4 protein-coding genes are annotated in these 19,548 nt (G+C 62.2%); 2 read left to right on the top strand and 2 right to left on the bottom strand.

From position 1 onward, the window contains the following. Positions 1 to 168 precede the first annotated feature (168 nt). Positions 169 to 16,380, top strand: coding sequence for a non-ribosomal peptide synthetase (locus ACN50D_RS22005; protein WP_211921152.1), 16,212 nt, complete (start codon positions 169 to 171; stop codon positions 16,378 to 16,380). Positions 16,381 to 16,728: 348 nt separating this feature from the next. Here ACN50D_RS22005 and ACN50D_RS22000 read toward each other — a convergent pair whose 3' ends face one another. Then, on the bottom strand, positions 16,729 to 17,298 hold the full coding sequence (locus tag ACN50D_RS22000) for a DUF5655 domain-containing protein (RefSeq protein ID WP_007732279.1): 570 nt from the start codon (positions 17,296 to 17,298) through the stop codon (positions 16,729 to 16,731). A 77-nt stretch (positions 17,299 to 17,375) separates the two neighbouring features. Continuing rightward, positions 17,376 to 18,029, bottom strand: coding sequence for a GNAT family N-acetyltransferase (locus ACN50D_RS21995; protein ID WP_193595236.1), 654 nt, complete (start codon positions 18,027 to 18,029; stop codon positions 17,376 to 17,378). Between the two features lie 124 nt (positions 18,030 to 18,153). On the opposite strand from ACN50D_RS21995, the gene ACN50D_RS21990 reads away from it, so the two are divergent. Continuing rightward, positions 18,154 to 19,545 carry an MFS transporter gene (locus ACN50D_RS21990; protein WP_211921150.1) on the top strand — a complete coding sequence of 464 codons (1,392 nt, stop codon included), beginning with the start codon at positions 18,154 to 18,156 and terminating at the stop codon, positions 19,543 to 19,545. Positions 19,546 to 19,548: the final 3 nt, after the last annotated feature.

Below are 19,548 nucleotides of genomic sequence, written 5' to 3'. Positions count from 1 at the left end.
TGCGTGAAAGCTGCGTCGACATGTCTAGCAGTGTTGGCCCAGTGGTGAAAACTTAGACGAGACAGTAGGGTTCGGTTCGGCCGTTCGTGGTGTTCGCTCCCATGGATTCACGTGATCAGCCACCGAACGTTCGTGAAAAACAAGGCTGGTGAAATGTGAGGTGACGGGTTGAGTGCTTTTCCGTTGTCTCGGGCTCAGCTCGCGCTGTGGTTCGCGCAGCAATTGAGTCCGTCAACTCCGTTCGTGGTGGCTCAGTACGTGGAACTACGCGGACCGGTTGACGTCGACGCGCTGATCGAGGCAACGAATACGGCATGTCATGAATTGGAGTCGCCGTTCGTTCGCCTCGTCGCTACCGATGCCGAGCCGGCACAGGTCGTCGATCATTCGATCGTCGACGATCTCGCATACCTCGACTTACGCAGCGACCGCGACCCGGTTCAGCGCGCGAACGAGTGGATGACAGCGGAATACTCACGGCCACTTGACGTGATGTCTGACCGCCTGATCTCGGCAACCTTGCTTCACCTGGCAGATGAGCACTACTACTGGTACTCGCACGCCCATCACCTCGTGCTCGACGGACATGCGGCGATGACACTCACCGCTCGGGTGGCCGAGCGCTATTCGCATCTGGTTCATGGCAAGACGCTGACTCCTTTCGGTGGTCTCGGGGTACGTGCACTGCATGACCTCGACGTCGATTACCGATCCTCGTCGCGGTATCGATCGGACGAGCAGTACTGGACGGAGATGTCCGAAGGCCTGCCCCGCCCGGTTCGCCTCGCCGACGGCGCCGGGCTGACGTCCATGCCGCAGCGCATGATGGTTCGGACACTGAATCCAACTCTTGCAAAACAACTTTCGGATGTCGCGACCGAGTGGACTACGTCCGAGGTGGCGGTCCTCGTCGGTGCATTCGCGTCCTATCTGGGTCGCATGACGGATTCCGGTGACGTAGTCCTCAGCTTGCCGGTGTCCGGCCGCACCACGGCGACGTCGAGACGTTCAGGTGGGATGCTGTCCAACATCGTGCCTGTTCGTGCGCAACTCGAACGGGATCTGTCGCCACGAGAACTGGTGCGTCAGATCTCGGTTCAGATGACCGGTGCACTACGCCACCAGCGATTCCGCTACGAGGACATGGGCTTCCAGGAGGGTCAGGGCGGATCCCGTGAGGCGGCGGGCCCGGCCGTGAACGTCATGATGTTTCACGAAGCCATTCGGCTCGGCGACGTCGTCGGCGAGTTTCACGTCCTCACATCCGGCCCCACCGAAGACCTGTTCTTCAGCATCTATCCGTCGATCGCGGGGGAGAACGTTCGCCTTTCCTTCGAAGCCAATCCGCACCTCTATAGCGAACGTGACCTGGCGATGCATCATCGTCAGTTCGTTCGGCTACTCGAGGGGTTCCTCGACTCGGCGACTTGTGCGCTCGGTGACCTCCGCATCCTCTCGACGGATGAAGTGAAGGATCTGGTCCCCGCGCTGGGTCCGCGGACGGACGGATTCGCGACGCTCGATTCGGTCATCAGAGGCGGCGCAGGGCAGGGGAGTGCTGTCGCGATCCGCGAGCAAGGTGTGGACGTCACTTACGACCAGCTCGGCGCTCGCGCGGATGCACTCTGCGCCTTGCTCGTGGAGAACGGAGTCGGACGAGGTGACGTCGTCGGGATCCTCACCGAGCGCTCGACCGATTCCGTAGTTGCATTCCACGCGGTAGTGCGGGCTGGTGCTGTCCTTCTTTACGTGGATCCTCAAACACCCTCCGAGCGTGTCGCTTTCATTCTCGACGACGCCGACGTGTCGGTTGTGGTCGGTGGCGAACTCGTGGACGTGCCGGCTTGGGTGTGCGTCGTTGATCCCAGTGGCGACGAGACCGTCGAAGGGCCGGTGGATCGACGCGTGGGGGCGGGTTCATCTATCGCCGACCTGTCTCTGGATGACACCGCCTACGTGGTCTACACCTCTGGTTCTACCGGGCGACCGAAGGGTGTCGCGGTCACGCACCGAGGCATTGTGCCGTTGCTGCGTTCTCACGCACGGCGTCTGAACATCGATAGTTCCTCCCGCGTCGCGCTCCTTGCAAACACATCGTTCGACGTGGCGATCCTCGAGATTCTGCTTGCACACGGCTGCGGCGCGACCGCAGTGATCGTTCCTCCCGGATTGATCGGCGGAGTGGACCTCGAAGACTATTTGCGGCTCGAAGGTGTCACGCACCTGAACTCGACGCCATCGGTTCCGTTGACGATGGATCCTCGGGCTTTGCCGGAACTTCGAGTCCTGAACGTCGGCGGCGAGCGACCGCCGGGAGCGCTAGTGGATGCGTGGTCGAGTCACGTCGACATCGTGAATTCGTACGGCCCCAGTGAAGCGACCGTCGCGGCATTCATGAGCGAGCCACTCGAGCCTGGCGGTGATACTCCGATCGGGCGTCCGATCGACGGCGTTGCCGCTGTGGTGTTGGATTCGTGGTTGCGTCCGACTCCGGTCGGCGCCGTGGGTGAGCTGTACGTGATGGGACCAGGACTGGCGCGCGGGTATCTTTCCGCGACGCTGACCTCGGAGCGTTTCGTAGCGGCGCCCTTTGGTGCCACTGGTGCCGGCGAGCGCATGTACCGCACCGGGGATGTCGTGCGATGGAACGATGCCGGTCAACTCGAGTTCTTGGGTCGCTCTGATCAACAAGTCAAGATCCGTGGAGTACGCGTCGAACTGGGCGAGATCGAGGCTGTGCTCCTGTCGACTCCCGGCGTTGCGCAAGCAGCGGTGGTCGAGCGATCCGGGTCGCTTGCGGCGTATGTGACCGCGGACGAAGGCGCAGCTCATCCGTTGAGCCAGACGATGGTGCTCGATCATCTGGCTTCCCGACTTCCTCGTTCCATGCTGCCGAGTTCGGTGACCATTTTGGCAGCATTGCCCGTCACGAGCCATGGAAAGACTGACCGTTCAGCGCTCCCCGAACCGGCGTCGTCCGCGCCGGCCGAGCAGCGCGCGGCGGTCAACCACCCGATCGGGTACGACGAGGAATTGATTGCCTCGGTGATGGCCGAGGTCCTCGGCGTCGGAGTTCTCGGACCGCACTCCGACTTGTTCGCCTGGGGCGGTAGTTCACTCGACGCCGTGTATGTTGCCGCGCGAGTGAGTTCCGCTCTCGGAAGACGGGTTGGTGTCAGGGACGTGTTCGGTGCCCCGACGCCGGCGCGCCTGGCCCGGGTAATCCGTGCGGGGCGGGCGGAGTGGATGGTGGAACCCCAACGCATTTCGGACGACCTCGTCGTGGAAATCGCACCGGCGCAACAACGCCTGTGGTTACTCAACCGTCTGGATCCCCAGTCGTCGGCGTACAACATTGCGTTCGAGGTCGCGTTCAGTGGTGCTCTGGATATCGAGGCGATGAGGGCGGCGGTAGGTGACCTGACCGATCGCCATCTCGTCTTGCGTACTGTTTTCTCGTTCGACCAGAATCACGATGCGTGGCCGATCCAGGTTGCGACCGCGACTCCGGTGACTCTGATCGAGGTTGCGTCCGAGGATTACGAGGCTGCGTCAGCGGATTTGGTTGCGGCGGGTTTCGACCTGGCGACCGATGCGCCTCTTCGCTTGATCCTCGCCTCCGGCAGCGACGCCGACCACCGCATGACCGTGGTTGCCCATCACATCGCCCTGGACGGCCTTTCGTTCGCGACGATCGTCTCGGACCTCGTCGCGGCGTACGACGCTCGCGCCGACGGACGGTCGCCGATCTGGCCTTCGCCCGCTCTCGACTACCGCGACTATTCCGCTTGGCACAGAACCATTCTCGGTGATCCCGCGGATCCACAGAGCTTGGCAGGACGCCAGCTGGAATTCTGGTCCGACACACTCGCCGGTGTTGATCCGACTCTTGCGCTTCCCGTGGACAGATCCCGCCGGCCGGACCAACCGTCGTCGGCTCGGGACGTGACGTTCGAGTTGCCCTCACCCATCCATGCGGCGCTGAACGAGATCGCTCGCGCGCACGACTGCACAACCTTCATGGTGTTGCACGCCTGCCTTTCGATCGCACTGAGCAAGATCACCGGTGCGTCCGATGTGGTCATCGGGACCCCGACCTCCGGACGAACGCATCCTTCGTTCGACGGTGTCGTCGGTATGTTCGTCGGGACCGTCGCGCTGCGAACGCTCCTTCGCGGCGGAGACACGTTCGGTGAGTTCTTGACTCAGGTGCGCGAGGTTGATGTGGCGGCCCTGTCCAATGCCGACGTTCCGTTCGACTGGGTGGTCGACCGTGCGGTCGGTGGGGGCGTAGGTGAGAAGAATTCTTTCCTCAGAGTGGTTCTCGCTGTCGATCCGGTAGCGCCCGACTCCGCGATCGCGATGGGAACTTTGACGGCGCACGGCACTCCGCTACCTCCGGTCCACCCTCGCTTCGACCTCGAAGTGACTGTGCGCGAGGATCGTACGATTGACGGCGACGCGAGCGGTGTTCGCGGCACTTTCCGATATGCCGCCGATCTGTTCGATGCAGGCACCGTGCAGAGCTGGGTCGAGCGGCTTCGTCGAGTGTGTGGCTCGATTACCGAGAACTCGTCAATCATGCTGCGTGACATCGATGTTCTCAGTGTTGCGGAACGCGAAGAATTGTCGGCTCGGGTGCCGGCGCCGTCGATTGTCGCGCAGTCGCTGCCTGACCTCTTCGGGGCCGTCGCAGCCCGGCATCCGAATGCAATCGCGGTGTCGAGTGGCGATACTCGTTTCACCTATGAAGAGGTGCGAGTTCGTTCGGAGGGCCTTGCCGCTGTCTTGATCGATCGAGGAATTCGAGTCGGTGATCGCGTGGCGGTCGCCCTGCCTCGATCGGTCGACCTCGTCGTAGCCATCATCGCTGTCGTTCGCGCGGGCGCGACGTACGTACCGATCGACTTGCAGTATCCCGACGCTCGTATCCACTACGTACTTGCCGATGCAGGCCCGAAAGCGATTCTGTCGACGGACGAATCTGCTGGGCGGTTCGTTGGGTACGAGCAACTTGTCATCTTCGTGGACGAGACGACTGACGCTACGGCCGACTGGCCCGTTGCACAGTCGGAGTCCGCCGCCTACGTGATCTACACTTCCGGATCAACTGGAGCTCCCAAAGGCGTAGTGGTGTCTCAGGACAACGTGTTGGCGCTGCTCGCCTCGACCCGAGAGATCTTCGACTTCAACGCCGAAGATGTATGGACGATGTTTCATTCGTACGCATTCGACTTCTCGGTCTGGGAGATGTGGGGTTCGTTGACCACTGGCGGATCCCTCGTGATCGTGGACGGTGATGTCGCGCGCTCACCCGAAAGATTCGCGGATCTGATTGTGCGGGAACGAGTGACCGTTCTCAATCAGACCCCGGCCGCCTTCTATGCGTTGGCGGAAGTCACGCAGGAAATGCTGCTTCCGCTCCGGACGATTGTTTTCGGCGGTGATCGCCTCGACGCCGGGCGCGTGGAGGCTTGGTTCGATCGGCACCCGGACGTGCGGGGCGTCAACATGTTCGGAATCACCGAAACCACAGTCCATGTCACCAGTTTCGATCTTGTCCCCGGTGACGAGACTGTCTCGCCGATCGGGTCCCCACTACCAGGGTTGCGCAGCTACGTACTGGACGCGTCGTTGAAGCCCGTCCCTCCGGGATCTGTCGGCGAACTGTATGTTGCGGGTCCGCAGGTGGCCGAAGGCTACTTGGGTCGACCCGCGATGACGTCTTCGCGATTCGTGCCTGAACCCGGATTCGATGGATCACGGATGTACCGCAGCGGCGATCTGGTCCGTTGGCGAGCCGGCCGACTCGAATATGTTCGCCGCGCCGACGGTCAGATGGCACTGCGCGGTTACCGCATCGAACCGGGCGAGGTCGAATCCGCGCTGTTGGCTCACACGTCGGTGGAGCAGGCCGCGGTAGTGGTGAGAGAACTCGACAGCGGGCCGACTTTGGTCGGTTACATCACCCCGGGGAGCGGACACGACCTCGACGGCGTCTTGCGGACTGCTCGTTCGTTGCTGCCCGCGCACATGGTTCCGTCGGCTTTGATGGCGCTCGCGTCATTACCGGTCACGATCAACGGCAAAATCGACCGAGCATCGTTGCCGACCCCGGTGTCTCTCACGCAGCCGACTCGGCAGTCGCGAGACTTCTTCGAGCAGACAGTCGCAGCCATTCTGAGCGATTTGATGGAAGTTCCGCATGTCGATCCGGTCCGGAACCTCTTCGATCAAGGCGCCAATTCCTTGATCGCCACTCGTCTTTCGTCGCGTCTGAACTCCGCCCTGGGCTGTAACCTCGACGTCCGCGATGTGTTCGAGCACCCATCCGTCGATCAGCTCGCAGACATCGCTGCTGCGCGGATAGGTGTAGGGCGAACCGGCGCGGAGCACGCGTCTGACGTGTCCTTGGGGCCTCGTTCGGACAACACGGAAGTGCACCTGTCAGCTTCCCAGCATCGAATGTGGATTCTGAATCAGTTGGATACAGACTCCGCCGGATACAACATCCCGATCGTGCTGCGCTTGGCAGGCGAGCTGGACGTGGTTGCGGCCGAACTGGCAATTCGTGACGTGATCAATCGCCATCGCACTCTGCGGACCGTGTACCCGGTTGTCGGCGGCGGCCCGGTTCAGACGGTGCTCGACGCCGAGGATGCGCTTCCGGCCTTTCAGCTCGAGGCACTCGACGGCGGCGACGCCGAGAATTGTGTAGCAGAACTGGTGGGTTCGGGCTTCGATGTCACCGTTGATCCGCCCGTACGTGCGGCACTTCTCCAGGTTTCACCTGTCGAGCACATCCTGGCTGTCGTCGTCCATCACATTGCCGCCGACGCTCGATCACTCGAATTGTTGGTCCGCGACTTCACTGCGGCGTACATCGCCCGCTCGGCGCAGCACGCTCCGCAGTGGTCGCCGCTCGCGCTCGAATACTCCGATTACAGTGCATGGCAAAGGGAATCGGGGATTCCCGAGACGGCACGCAGCTACTGGATGCAGGCTCTCGAAGGACTTCCCGAGCAGGTGACGCTTCCCCTCGATCGTCCACGTTCGACGTTCGCCCGTGCGTCGAGCTGTCGGGTGGAGATCTCAGGTTCGGTACGAACGGGCCTTCAGACACTCGCACGATCGAACAACGCGACCATGTTCATGGTTGTACACGCCGCTCTCGCGGCGCTGTTGGCGAGGTACAACGGTAGCGATGACGTAGCTGTCGGCACTGTTGTGTCCGGACGCGTCACACCTGAACTCGACGAGCTGGTCGGCATGTTTGCCGGCACGATTGTTCTTCGAACCGAAGTCGATCCGTCGAACTCGTTCGGCCGGTTGGTCGAGCAGGTTCGTCAGCGTGACGTAGCGGCGTTCGCGCACGCAGAGATGCCCTTCGAATCGCTGGTCGATCTGATCGACCCACCGCGATCGCGTTCGCGACATCCGTTGTTCCAGGTGGCGCTCTCGTTCCGAACTGCTGAGACCGCCGCGTGGTCGATACCAGGGCTGGACATCACACAGATTGCTCCTGAAGTCAGGCACGCAAATTTCGATCTGCAGGTCAACGTCACGGACGAGGGGGTCGGGGGCGAACTCGGTCTCGAATTCGTCTACAACGCTGATCTATTCGATGATCTGACGGTATCGAGCTTTGCGGGCCGGTTCGAGCGCTTCCTGAATCAAGTGTCTGTCGACCCGAATGTCGCCGTAGGGCAAATCGACCTGTTGGACAGTGCGGAACGAGCTCTTCTCGTCCCCGCACACGGCGCGGTCGACCGGCCTGATCGATCTCGACTTTCCGGTACGACACTTGCCTCCATGCTGCGCTTCGGCGTCGAATCCGCCCCGGACGCTGTGGCGGTCGAGGGTGAGGGCAACACACTGACTTACCGGGAACTCGATGCCCAGTCGGATGTCGCAGCCGACGAGTTGCGCTCCCGGGGAGTTGGAGTCGACCAGGTCGCTGCTTGGACTGCAGATCGGTCGATTGCGTCGATCGTGCAACTGTGGGCAATCGCGAAGGTCGGTGCAGCTCCGGCATTGACGGACCCGGAACAGCCGCAGGCGCGAGTACGCGATGTCCTCGACACACTGGGCACCGGAGCGATCGGCGGCCGCAACGCTGGTGGTGAAGACGCTGGTGCTGAAGACGCTGGTGGTGAGAAAGTCACCGACTCGGTGCGCGAATATTCCGAGAACCTGGCGGCCTACGTAGTTTTCACGTCAGGAACGACCGGAACCCCCAAGGCTGTGGTCGTGACCAACGGCGGGCTCGGTGTGATCGCCGAAGACCTGCCCGGTCGATTCTCGGCTGGGCCAGGTTCTCGCGTATTCCATCGCGGAGCGCCAGGATTCGACATGACGTTGCTCGAGGTGCTCATCGCGAGTGCGTCCGGGGCCACGCTCGTTCTGGCGAAGAACGAAGAACTGTTCGGCTCGGGACTCGCATCAGCACTGAGGCGCGAGCGAATTACTCATCTGTGCGCCACACCTACTGTCGTCGCCTCGATCGGCGATCCTTCGCTGCCGGACCTTTCCACGGTGATGTTCGGGGGCGAGCGACTCGGCGGCGCGTTGGCGAAGCGCTGGCAAGCCGGACGCCGAGTCATCAACGGATACGGACCTGCCGAGTCGACGATGTATTCGCTTGCTACCGAACCACTGTCGATCGAACAACTGTCGGGTGACACTCACGACGGATCGATCGGGTATCCACTGGCCGGGGTCGACGCCGTCGTGCTCGATGATCGACTCGAACCGGTGCCGCCGGGAGTCGCCGGCGAACTGTATCTCTCAGGTCGAATGCTCGCTCGCGGTTACGCCGGCCAACCGGCCCGAACTGCGGAACGATTCGTGGCAACCGGTTCAGGCGCCCGGATGTACCGGACGGGCGATCTGGTGATGTGGAAGCCGGAAAGCCCCAAATCCGAGGGAAATACGTATCGCCTGCATTATCTCGGGCGAACCGACGTGCAGGTGAAGGTCAACGGTGTCCGGATCGAACCGGGTGAGATCGAGGCAGTCATTCAGTCTGTCGCGAACGTCGACTTCTGTGTCGTCGGGGTTCGGTCGGCCGAAGGTGGAAGTCCTCTGTTGGTCGCCTACGTGAGAAGTTCAGGTGCCGAAAGAGTTGACACTGGTCAACTTCGCGCTGCCGCCGCAGAAGTCCTTCCGACGTACATGGTTCCGCATGCCATCGTCGACATCGAGGGCGAGCTTCCGATGCGGAACGGCAAGGTCGACTTCGCCCGTCTCCCGTCGCCGACACTGGATGCTTCCCGTGCAGAGGGGCCGGCCACCGCCACCGAACGTGTTGTAGCCGGAGCTTTTGGTTCCGTCCTCGGTGGGAATGAGGACGACCGCGACGCAGACTTCTTCTCGCTCGGGGGCAACTCGCTGTCGGCCGCGGAGGTTACCTCGCTCTTGAGTAGTACTCTGGGGCTGGTTGTTCCGCTCAGGACCGTATTCGAGCATCCAACAGTTGCGGCATTGGCAGCCCGGCTCGATTCGTTCGAGCAGAACGACTCGGTGACCGATCTTGTCCGACTGGAACCGCGCCGCGACCCCACGCCCGCACCCCTGTCACGAAACCAGCGTGCGATGTGGGTACTGAATCAGCGAAACACGGCGAGCGGCGCGTACAACCTGCCGATCTGCATCGAGATCGACGGTGAACTCGACGCGGCCGCGCTGCGTCAGGCAGCAACGGATCTTGTCGGTCGTCATGATGTCCTCAGAACCCGGTATCCGGGCACTCCACCGGTTCAGGTCGTGGATCCTCCGACCTCCGTGACAATGGAAACGCGGCTGGTCGCCGACATCGAGGTCGAGGTGCTGCTGCGAGAGTTCGGCTCGCGTGGTTTCGATGTAGCGGCAGACCTGCCGGTGCGCTGGATGCTGCTCCAGGTGTCACCGGTCAGGCACGTTCTGGCAGTGAGCTTTCATCACATCGCAGTCGACGGGGTGTCGATGCGAACGGTGGTCGGCGACCTGCTGACCGCGTACGGCAAGCGACGAGCTGGACTGGATTCGCAATGGTCTCCGTTGCCGATCCAGTACGGGGATTTTGCCGCGTGGGAGGCAGCACGTGACGTTTCCCCTGTCGTCGAGCAGTTCTGGCGCCGAACGCTGGACGGTGTGACATCTGTGTCTCCGCTGACGGTGGATCACTCCGATGGCGGGCCGGATACCTTAGCGCAGCGAGTGAACTTCGTGATACCAGCCGTCATCACCTCGGCACTGCAGGCGCGAGCCGACCGATTGAAGGTCTCGCTGTTCGCGGTGGTTCATGCGGCGTTGTCGGTGGTGCTTGCCAAGCTGAGTGGAAATCCCGATGTCGTGATCGCGACAGCTGTCGACGGACGGCGGGCGCCTCAGCTCGACGGCGTGGTCGGCATGTTCGTGGATACGGTGCCTCTTCGCCTTCGGATCGACGGGGACGTGCCGATCGATCTTCTGTTGGGTGCAGCTTTCGATGCTGATGTGGCAGCGTTCGAAAACAGCTCTGTTCCTGCCGAGTTGGTTGGTGAGCTGCTCGGTGGACGAACTCCCCAGATTGCGCTGGGTCTGCAGAACTTCGCGATCCCTGCCGTGGAGGTTTCCGGCCTCACGATCGAGGCTCGCGAAATCGAGACCGCGACAACGAAGTTCCCCATGCATGTCTCGCTCGCACCCGCTGACGACGGTTCATTGACCGGAGCGCTCATCTATGCCGCGAGCGCATTCGATCCTTCGAGCGCCGACGCGGTTACCCGACAGCTGTCGAGAGTGCTCACCTCGATTGCCGAGGATGTACCAGTACTCGTTTCGGATCTCGTGGTGGGCGCGGCGCCCAGTTGGACTGCTGCCGAGGTCGATTCGTCCCGCACACTGACCGAGATCTTCGCCGCCACCGCGGCGCGATTCCCGAACAACATTGCTCTCGACGACGGACACCGCACGGTGACGTATGCCGAACTCGACTCTGCCTCGGATGCCCAAGCCTGGGAACTGGTGGCTCGGGGAGCAGGACCGGGTGCCGTGTACGAGATTCCGGCGGTGCGGACTATCGCGTACCTGGTCCGAATGTTGGCGATCTCGAAAACGGGAGCGGCATTCGTGCCGATCGACCCCGACCTGCCACCGGCACGTCTGAAGCAGCTGCGCACAGTCCTCTCCGATCGCAGCCCTGTTCCCGGTCGGCAGTATCCGGATTCAGTCGCGTACGTTGTTCACACGTCCGGGTCGACCGGTGAACCGAAAGGCGTTGCAGTCACCCACCGAGGACTGGGCCTGCTGACCGACGATGCTGTCCGCAAGTACGGCGTGACCTCGGACTCGGTTGTGCTGCACGGTTACAAACCGACGTTCGATGCAGCAATCCTCGAGATGATGTTGGCGATCGGCGCCGGGGCTACCTTGGCGGTCGCTCCTCGGGAGGCTTTCGGCGGAAGGGCACTCGAAGAATTCGTCGCAGAACGCGGCGTCACTCACATGTTGTCCACTCCAGCCGTACTCGACACGATGGCTCCGGAGCGGTTCGATTCGCTCGAGGTGGTGGCAGTCGGTGGCGATGTGCTCTCACCTTCCACCGCGCGTGCGTGGAGTCGCCGCGCGCGAATGCTCAATGCGTACGGACCGACGGAATGCACGGTGGTCACCACTGTCGCCGAAGTGGATCATCGGGTCACCATCGGAGTCCCGCTCGCCGGAATCGGTGCAGAGGTGCTCGATACGCGACTGCGTCCGGTGCCGTGGGCCGGGATCGGTGAGTTGTACGTCAGCGGGCCCGGGCTTGCGATGGGCTATGCCGGAGATCCTGCCGGCACCGCCACGTCGTTCATCGCAGCACCCGGTGGGTACCGCCGTTATCGGACCGGTGATCTGGTTCATCGCCGCACGGATGACACGCTCGGATTCGTCGGACGCTCCGACCGTCAGATGAGCGTGCGAGGAATCCGCGTCGAGCCCGCCGAAATCGAATCAGCTCTGCGTCGGTGCACGGGCGTCGAGGCTGCGGCGGTTGTCCTCGTCGACGACATTGCGGTTGCATGTGCGGTCGGCGATGGTGTGGAGGCGGATCAGCTGACAATCGAGTTGGCCACGATGTTGCCTGCGTATCTGATGCCCGGCCGCGTGGTCGTATTGGAGTCGATCCCGCTCACGACGAACGGAAAACTGGACGCAGATGCGTTGCGGCGCCATGTGTTCGAGAGCCAGGCGCCCGATGCAGCAGTGACGGTTTCGGAGGAACTCGTCACCGCTGTCATGTCGGAACACGTGTCCGGAAGTTTCGGCGCTCTGCACAACCTGTTCGAATCAGGTGGTGATTCGTTGGCCGCGGCAGCGGTGGCAGGTCGACTCGCCTCGATCTTCGCGCGAGATGTGCCTGTTCGCGCCGTCTTCGACAATCCGTCGCCGCGAGCGATGTCTCAGTGGCTGTCGGCGAGCGCGTCCGATGGCAAACGCCGCGAACTGACTCGACGTGATCCCGGCAAGCCGGCCCCGCTGGCGCCCTCACAACAACGACTCTGGCTGATCAATCAGCTTCAGCCGGAATCGACTGCGTACAACCTGACGTTTGCAGCGGTCCTGGCAGACGACATCGATCGTTCGGTCTTGAGCAGCGCCCTCGGCGACGTCGTCGATCACCATGCCGTATTGCGAACTGTCTGTGTTCCGGGTGAATTCGGTCCGCAACAACTTGAAATGGACTCTGTTGCATTCGATCTCACTGCGGTATACGTCGGCGATATCCGTGCGAGCGCTTCGGCATTCGCGACTGTGCCGTTCGATCTCGAACGAGATGTTCCGTTCCGTGTGCGTGTGTTCACCGAAAAGGCAGGAGTCGACTCTGCAGGACTGACGGTCCTGGTCATCGTTGTTCACCACATCGCGATCGACGGAGCGTCGATGGGCCCGATCCTGACCGATTTCGTGGCAGCCTTCGAGGCCAGGTCGGCAGGTCTTCCCTGGGATCGCTCGTCGGGGGAGATCAGCTACGGCGACTACAGTTTCTGGGCGAGAGAGAGCTTGGGTGACCCCGAGGATTCTCTCAGCATGGCTCACCGGCAACTCGACTATTGGTCGGACGCACTTTGTGGCGTCGAGGATGTGTTGGCTCTACCCGTCGACAACCCCCGGAGTCCCGTGTCTTCACGATCCGAGGAGATGGTGGCGGAAGTCCTCGACGGCGCCACCTACGACGCGTTGTCGGCGTTGGCTCGTTCGCATGGTGTCACGGTATTCATGGTCGTCCACAGCGTGATTGCCGTGCTGCTCGCTCGCGAGTGCGTCACGGACGACGTCGTGGTGGGAGCAGCTGTGAGTCTGCGGAACGATCCGGCGCTGCTGAGCGTCGCCGGAATGATGGTGGGTACTGTCGCATTGCGCACGAGAATCAACTCCACCGATCGTTTCGCTGCTGTTCTGGACGAGGTTCGCCGCGTCGATCTGGAAGCAATGGCGAACGCGGACGTCTCGTTCGACGACGTCGTTGCGAAGGTTGATCCGCCGCGCAGGATGAACGAGCATCCGCTGTTCACGGTCATGCTGGCGTACCGGCGAGCGCTGGAGTTGCCGCAGATCGACGGCATTACCGTCTTCGACATCGACAATTCAGGGGCGTCGACCGGTTACGACTTGACGTGGGACCTGGTCGACACCGGTGACAGTCTGACTATTCGATTGCTGTATGCGACGGAGAAGTTCCGCGAGTCGACCGCGGAACTGTTCATGCAGCGGGTGAGACGTATCGCCGAATCAGTGACCGCGGAACCCGAGATTGTGATCGGGGAGATCGAACTGCTGTCCGGACTCGAACGCTCGGCGCTGACTGCTGCGAATCCTCGCCACGTCGAACCTCTGACGATTGCCGACATTTTCGAACGCGCTCTGCGTCAGGCGCCCGACGGCGTCGCGCTGGAAGAGAACGGCAGACGCTGGACTTACCGCGACCTGCACGAGGAGTCGTCGCACTGGACACGCGAGTTGGTGGTCCGAGGAATCGGACCCGACGACGTGGTGGCCGTTGCGCTCGGGCGCGGGCATCTGTGGATCGTTGCGTTGTGGGCAGTAGCGCGTGCAGGCGCAGCGTGGCTGTCGCTCGATCCGGCGCTGCCGACAGCGCGCCGGCAGACGATGGTCGAGGAATGCGGTTCGGTTGTCGGTTTGACAGCGGGAGGTGCAGCCGAGAGTTTGCCCGAGTGCGTCGAGTGGGTGGCGATGGACGAATCCCGCACTGCTGGTGGCGCTGCCGAGGTATCGGCAACGCCGGCTCACCCCGACAACCTCGCCTACGTCATCTACACGTCGGGTTCCACGGGAAGACCCAAGGGCGTGGAGGTTTCACACCGCGGAATCATGAACGTCTGCACCGCACACGCCGAGATCGCCGAGCTCGAGCGTGGCCCCCGAGTCCTGCAATTGGCGTCGTCGACCTTCGACGCGTCGGTGATCGAGATCCTTCTCGCGGCTGCAGGGTGTGGAACGTTGATTCTGACTCCCGACTTCGTCTACGGGGGAGAAGAACTCACGAATCTGCTGATAGCCGCCGACGTAACACATCTGATCGTGACGCCGACGGTCCTGGCGACAGTCGATCCGGATGCAGTGCAACCGTTGATCGTCGAATCGATGGGGGAGCCGCTCTCTGCGCGCCTTGCGTCGGCGTGGTCACCCCGACATCGCATCGTCAACGGATACGGACCGACCGAATCAACGATCGCGGCATCGATTTCCGCACGGATCACTGACGCGGACGTCACTGTCGGCACTCCAGTCCCTGGTACGACAGCATTTGTTCTCGATCAGAGGCTCCGACCGGTTCCGGATGGCGTTGCGGGAGAACTGTTCCTCGCCGGTGAGAATGTGGCACGGGGGTACGTCGCTTCCCCGGCTCTGACGTCCGAGCGCTTTGTTGCCAATCCTCATGCGGTGGGGACTCGGATGTATCGCACGGGTGACCTCGTGCGTCGTAGGCGTCACGACCGAGCGCTCGAGTACCTGGGTCGCAACGACGCGCAGGTGAAGGTGCGGGGTGTCCGCGTGGAACCGGCGGAGGTCGACGCGGCCCTGTCAAGCCATGGAGCAGTGGCCTTCTCGGTAACCGTTGTCTGTGACGACGGGCACGGAGCCGCTGAACTCCGGTCGTACGTAACGCTGGCGGAAAACGGTTCGGCGACGGAATCGGAGCTTCGCGGGTTCGTCTCCGGCCTGCTGCCGAAGCACCTGCTGCCTTCGTCGGTGACGATAGTGGGCGAGGTACCGTTGCTCGCTTCGGGGAAGATAGACGCAGCGGCACTTCCTGCTCCTTCACCGCAGCCAGGGTCGAGTGTGGATCGACCCATCTCGGATACCGAACGTCACGTGGCACAGGCATTCGAGGGCGTGACCGGCGCGAAATCGGTCGGCCGCTATGACGACTTCTTCGAGCTCGGCGGGACATCGATGGGTGCAGTTCGAGTGGTTACGCGCTTGCGTGAGAGCCTGAACAGGGAATTCCCGGTTCAATGGATTTTCACCGACCGAACTGTGGCGGAGCTTGCCTCTCGGATGGATCTCGTTCATGCCGATGTCTTCGAGGGTGATTCGCTTCGTTCGGATCCGCTGGACACGGTCGTCATGCTCGGCGGCGACCCCGATGACCAACGGCCGCCGTTGTTCTGTGTGCATCCGGTCAGCGGAATCGCCTGGTGCTACGCCGGACTCGTCGGTCAGCTGCGGGGTCGACGGGTGTACGGCATCCAGGCAACGGGAGCAGGTGAATTGCCAGGCACGGTGGCGGAGTTGGCGTCGGGGTACGTCGATGCCGTACGGACGGTGCAGCCGTCGGGTGAATACCATCTACTCGGTTGGTCTGCCGGCGGAACGATCGCGCTCGAGATGGCGAGCCAGCTCGAAGAGGCCGGCGATCTGGTCGGTTCGGTTGTCATGCTCGACGCGCTGTTACCGGAGATGATGCCATCGGTACAAGCGGCTCCGAAACCTTCCGAACTGTTCGCGCAGATCGGGCTATCCGAGGTTGAAACTGAAACTGCAGCACTGACTTTCACAGACGTTGCGACAGAGATCCGAAGGCAGACCGGTATGGATTTCCTTTCCGATACGGTACTCGAATCCGTAGTGGGTCGGGTGGAAAAACTGTCGCGAATCGTTCGGGACCACACGCCGAGGCACTATTTCGGGTCAGTGGAACTGTTTGTGGCGCAGCATGATCTGCCTGAACATCGTCACCTGGTCGAAAGGTGGTCCGAACTGGTGGGGCCGTTGCGGGCGTACCTGGTCGACTGCTCCCACTCGGAAATGTCGAGCACTGAGGTGTTGGCGGAGGTCGCCCAAGTTCTCGTCGGCTATCTCGAAGGTGTCGATTCGGATTCGAAGGATCGCAATCATACTGGGGTGCAGTAGATCTAACGGGCCGGGACTTTGGTCCGGAATTGTCACTCCCGTGGTCCCCTTGCTTCAGTTCCGCAAGTGGAATCGGTAGCATTTCCCTTGTGGCAGTAAGCCATTCAGAAACTATCTCCGGAGGATCGTATGTTGGGTTCCCTTTTTTCCATCAGCTCTGAAATCGGTGTTCCGTCCGTCGACGCGCTCTTCGAGGCTGCTCGGACCATCATCGGCGCGCTCTTCGGCCTGAGCTGACACGTCGCAGCGACCTTCCCCCGCGGTGAAGAAAGTCCCTGTTCTCCGACAAGGAGGACAGGGACTTTCGTGCAGCCTGCAGGTGCGTTTGCGTGGCGGTGAGTGAGTGACCTACCGGCCGTTCTGTTGATACGCGATCGCTGTCAGCGATCCGACTTCGTCGTTCACGTCTGCGGTGCTGCTGAGCCCGATCTTGTGGGTCGACTGCCCGGGAGCTTTGGCCGTGACAAGAAGTTCGGATTCGGGGGCCTCGACAAAACGTAGTCCGAGGTCGACTCGGGCCGTGGTGGCCGCTGCGATGGCGGCGAATTGGCGAGCGCGAATGAAGGGCGTGTAGGTTCCGCGGCCTTCGACCCGAACATCGGCTCCGAGTTCTTCGATCAGACGTCGGGCTGCATCGAAGATCGGCCGCAGTGCTGCCTTCGGGCCGCTGTACTGCTGGTCGATGTATTGCTCGACGGTCGGCTCCACCCATCCGGACTGTTCGGCAGTCTCGAATGCAATTGCCCACTGCGAATTCTGCGGTACACCGTGCTCTGCTTTCAGCCACTTGCGCACTTCGTTCTGATCGAGCGGGTCGACCCCGGACGTCCGTACGGCCTCAACCCATTCTTCGAGGGTGCGCCCGGTACGGTCGCGCATGGACGAGGTGACTGCGGCCATCATGTCGGAGGGTTCCATGTGTCTGTTCTATCGGTTGTCACTGTTCTACTGGTTGTCGCTGCTCTCTCGGTTCTCACGGTGCACGGGTAGCTCGCTCAGTCGATGCCGAGCATCGTCTTGAACGCGCGCACGCCGGTCACTTCGACGGGATACGGCGGTGCGACAAAATCTTCGCGGCTGAGGGTGAAGAGACGACGCACGGTCATGCGACCGTCGGCAGCCAACTCCTCTACTGTGCCGTCTGCGCGGTACCCGACTTTGGTGGACACCGTGATCGAGGCGGGGTTGTCCGTGAATGCCGATGACACCACGCTTCGTGCACCCAAAGAGTCGAATGCGAATGCGCAGATTGCCTGTCGGGCGAGAGTGCCGACACCCCGGCCTTGGAACCCGCGTCCGATCCACGAGCCGGTTTCACCGGTACGACTGGTAGGAAAGTCCGTCGCGGCGAACGCCTGGCAGCCGACGATTTCTCCGTCGACGACAATGGCTGTTTCGAATTTCCAGTCGGTCATGGTCATCGCTCCGCGGACCGACCAGTGGTATTGGATGAATCTTCGCGACACTTCGTCGGGAGTGCCCACCGTCCAGGGGACGAGAAACGGCATCTGTTCGGCAGGGTGAATGCCGGCTCGGACCAGCGCAGTGAGTTCGGGGAAATGATCGTCGCGCACAGGGAGCAAGGTGACGGGCCCACACGTGATCGTGACTCCGTACGGAGGCCAGATCTCTCGCAGTGGGTCAACCATCGTCTTCAGACCTTCGTTTCGTGTGCGAATCGGGTCACAGTCTGGCATGCCAGGCCCGTCCGAGTGAGCGACTTCTGGTCATCGGGATTCTTTTGCCCTCGCGGTACGGAGTCGTGACATTAGTGTGTGGACGGTGACTACAGACAAACCGGTACGTCTTCGTGAAGGTAGATCGCCTGACAGGCTTTCGCGTGGTGTGGTGGCCGGATACGCAGCGGGAAGTGTCGGTACGGGTGGATTCGGTGTTCTGCCAGGTCTGGTACTGGCGTACTACCTGACCGACACGCTCGGCGTTGCCGCGGCGCTCGCGTCGCTTGTGGTCATTGTCCCGAAAATCGCCGACGTCCTGATCGATCCGCTGATCGGGTCGATCAGCGACCGAAGCTCTCATCGAACCGGTACGCGAGTGCCACTCATGCTCGCAGGCGCTCTGGGACTGCCGTTGCTCTTCATTCTCACGTTCTCGGCCCCGGTGTCGGGCGGCCCCGGAGTCGGGGCGATGTGGGTGCTCGTCTTCTTCCTGCTCGCGGCGAGTGCCTACAGCCTCTTTCAGGTTCCATATATCGCGTTGCCGACCGAGTTGACCGGCGACTACCACGAGCGCACTCGGTTGGTATCGGTTCGAATTGCGGTGTTGGCCCTGACAATTCTGGTCATCGGCGCCGGCGGACCCGAGCTCCGCGATGCTGCCGGGGGCGGAGCACGCGGTTATCTGGTCATGGCGATCGGGGTGTCGGCGCTTATGTGCGGGGCAATGATCTGGGCAGTTCGCGGAGCCGCGCGCCACACGGTGACTCACGCGGACGCGCCGGTCGGCTCGTTGCTCTCGCAGTACCGGGACGGGTTCGACGCGATACGACGTACCCGCGCTTTCCGATTGCTGGTCAGCGTCTTCGTGCTCCAAGCTCTTGCCACCGCCGTGATGTTGGCGGGTGCGCAATATCTGGCGACCTATGTGATGGGCAACGAAGGTGCGCTCACCGGTCTGTTCGTTGCACTCGTCGGACCAGCTCTCGTCGTCATGCCGCTGTGGTACCGGTTCTCGCATCGGTACGGAAAGCTTCGCGGTTACGTGGTGTCTTCGGTTCTGTTCGTCGTCGCCACGGCGTTGTTGACGCTTGCGGCTGTCGACGCGGGTTCGTGGATCTACGGTGCCGTCGCGCTTGCCGGCGTCGGCTACGCCGGCATGCAGGTGTTCCCGCTGGCGATGCTTCCGGACGTCATCGAGGACGACGCGCGAATCGGTGGGCGCCAACGCGGTGGTTCGCTCAGTGGTATCTGGACCGCCGCGGAAACCGCAGGCCTTGCCCTGGGACCCGCGGTGTTCTTGGGTGTACTCGCGGTGACCGGCTTCGTCTCGAAAACTGCGGGCGAGACTGTCGTGCAACCGGAATCGGCGCTGACCGGAATTGCCCTCGGCTTCTCGGTCGTGCCGGCGATCCTGGTTGCGATCAGCCTGGTCGTATTGCGGAATTACCGCACTGAACAAGAATCCACTCACGAGAACGAAAGGTGAACG

The sequence above is a fragment of the Rhodococcus sp. SB1D genome (genome assembly GCF_048573875.1).
GTDB lineage: Bacteria > Actinomycetota > Actinomycetes > Mycobacteriales > Mycobacteriaceae > Rhodococcus_F > Rhodococcus_F qingshengii.
The sequence above is the reverse complement of the archived record's forward strand: the minus strand, read 5'-3'. Positions and strand labels throughout refer to the sequence as shown.

Excerpts from the sequence above, each read along its gene's own strand:
- ACN50D_RS22000 (WP_007732279.1), bottom strand. The coding sequence starts at position 17,298 with ATGGAACCCTCCGACATGATGGCCGCAGTCACCTCGTCCATGCGCGAC.
- ACN50D_RS21995 (WP_193595236.1), bottom strand. The coding sequence starts at position 18,029 with ATGGTTGACCCACTGCGAGAGATCTGGCCTCCGTACGGAGTCACGATC.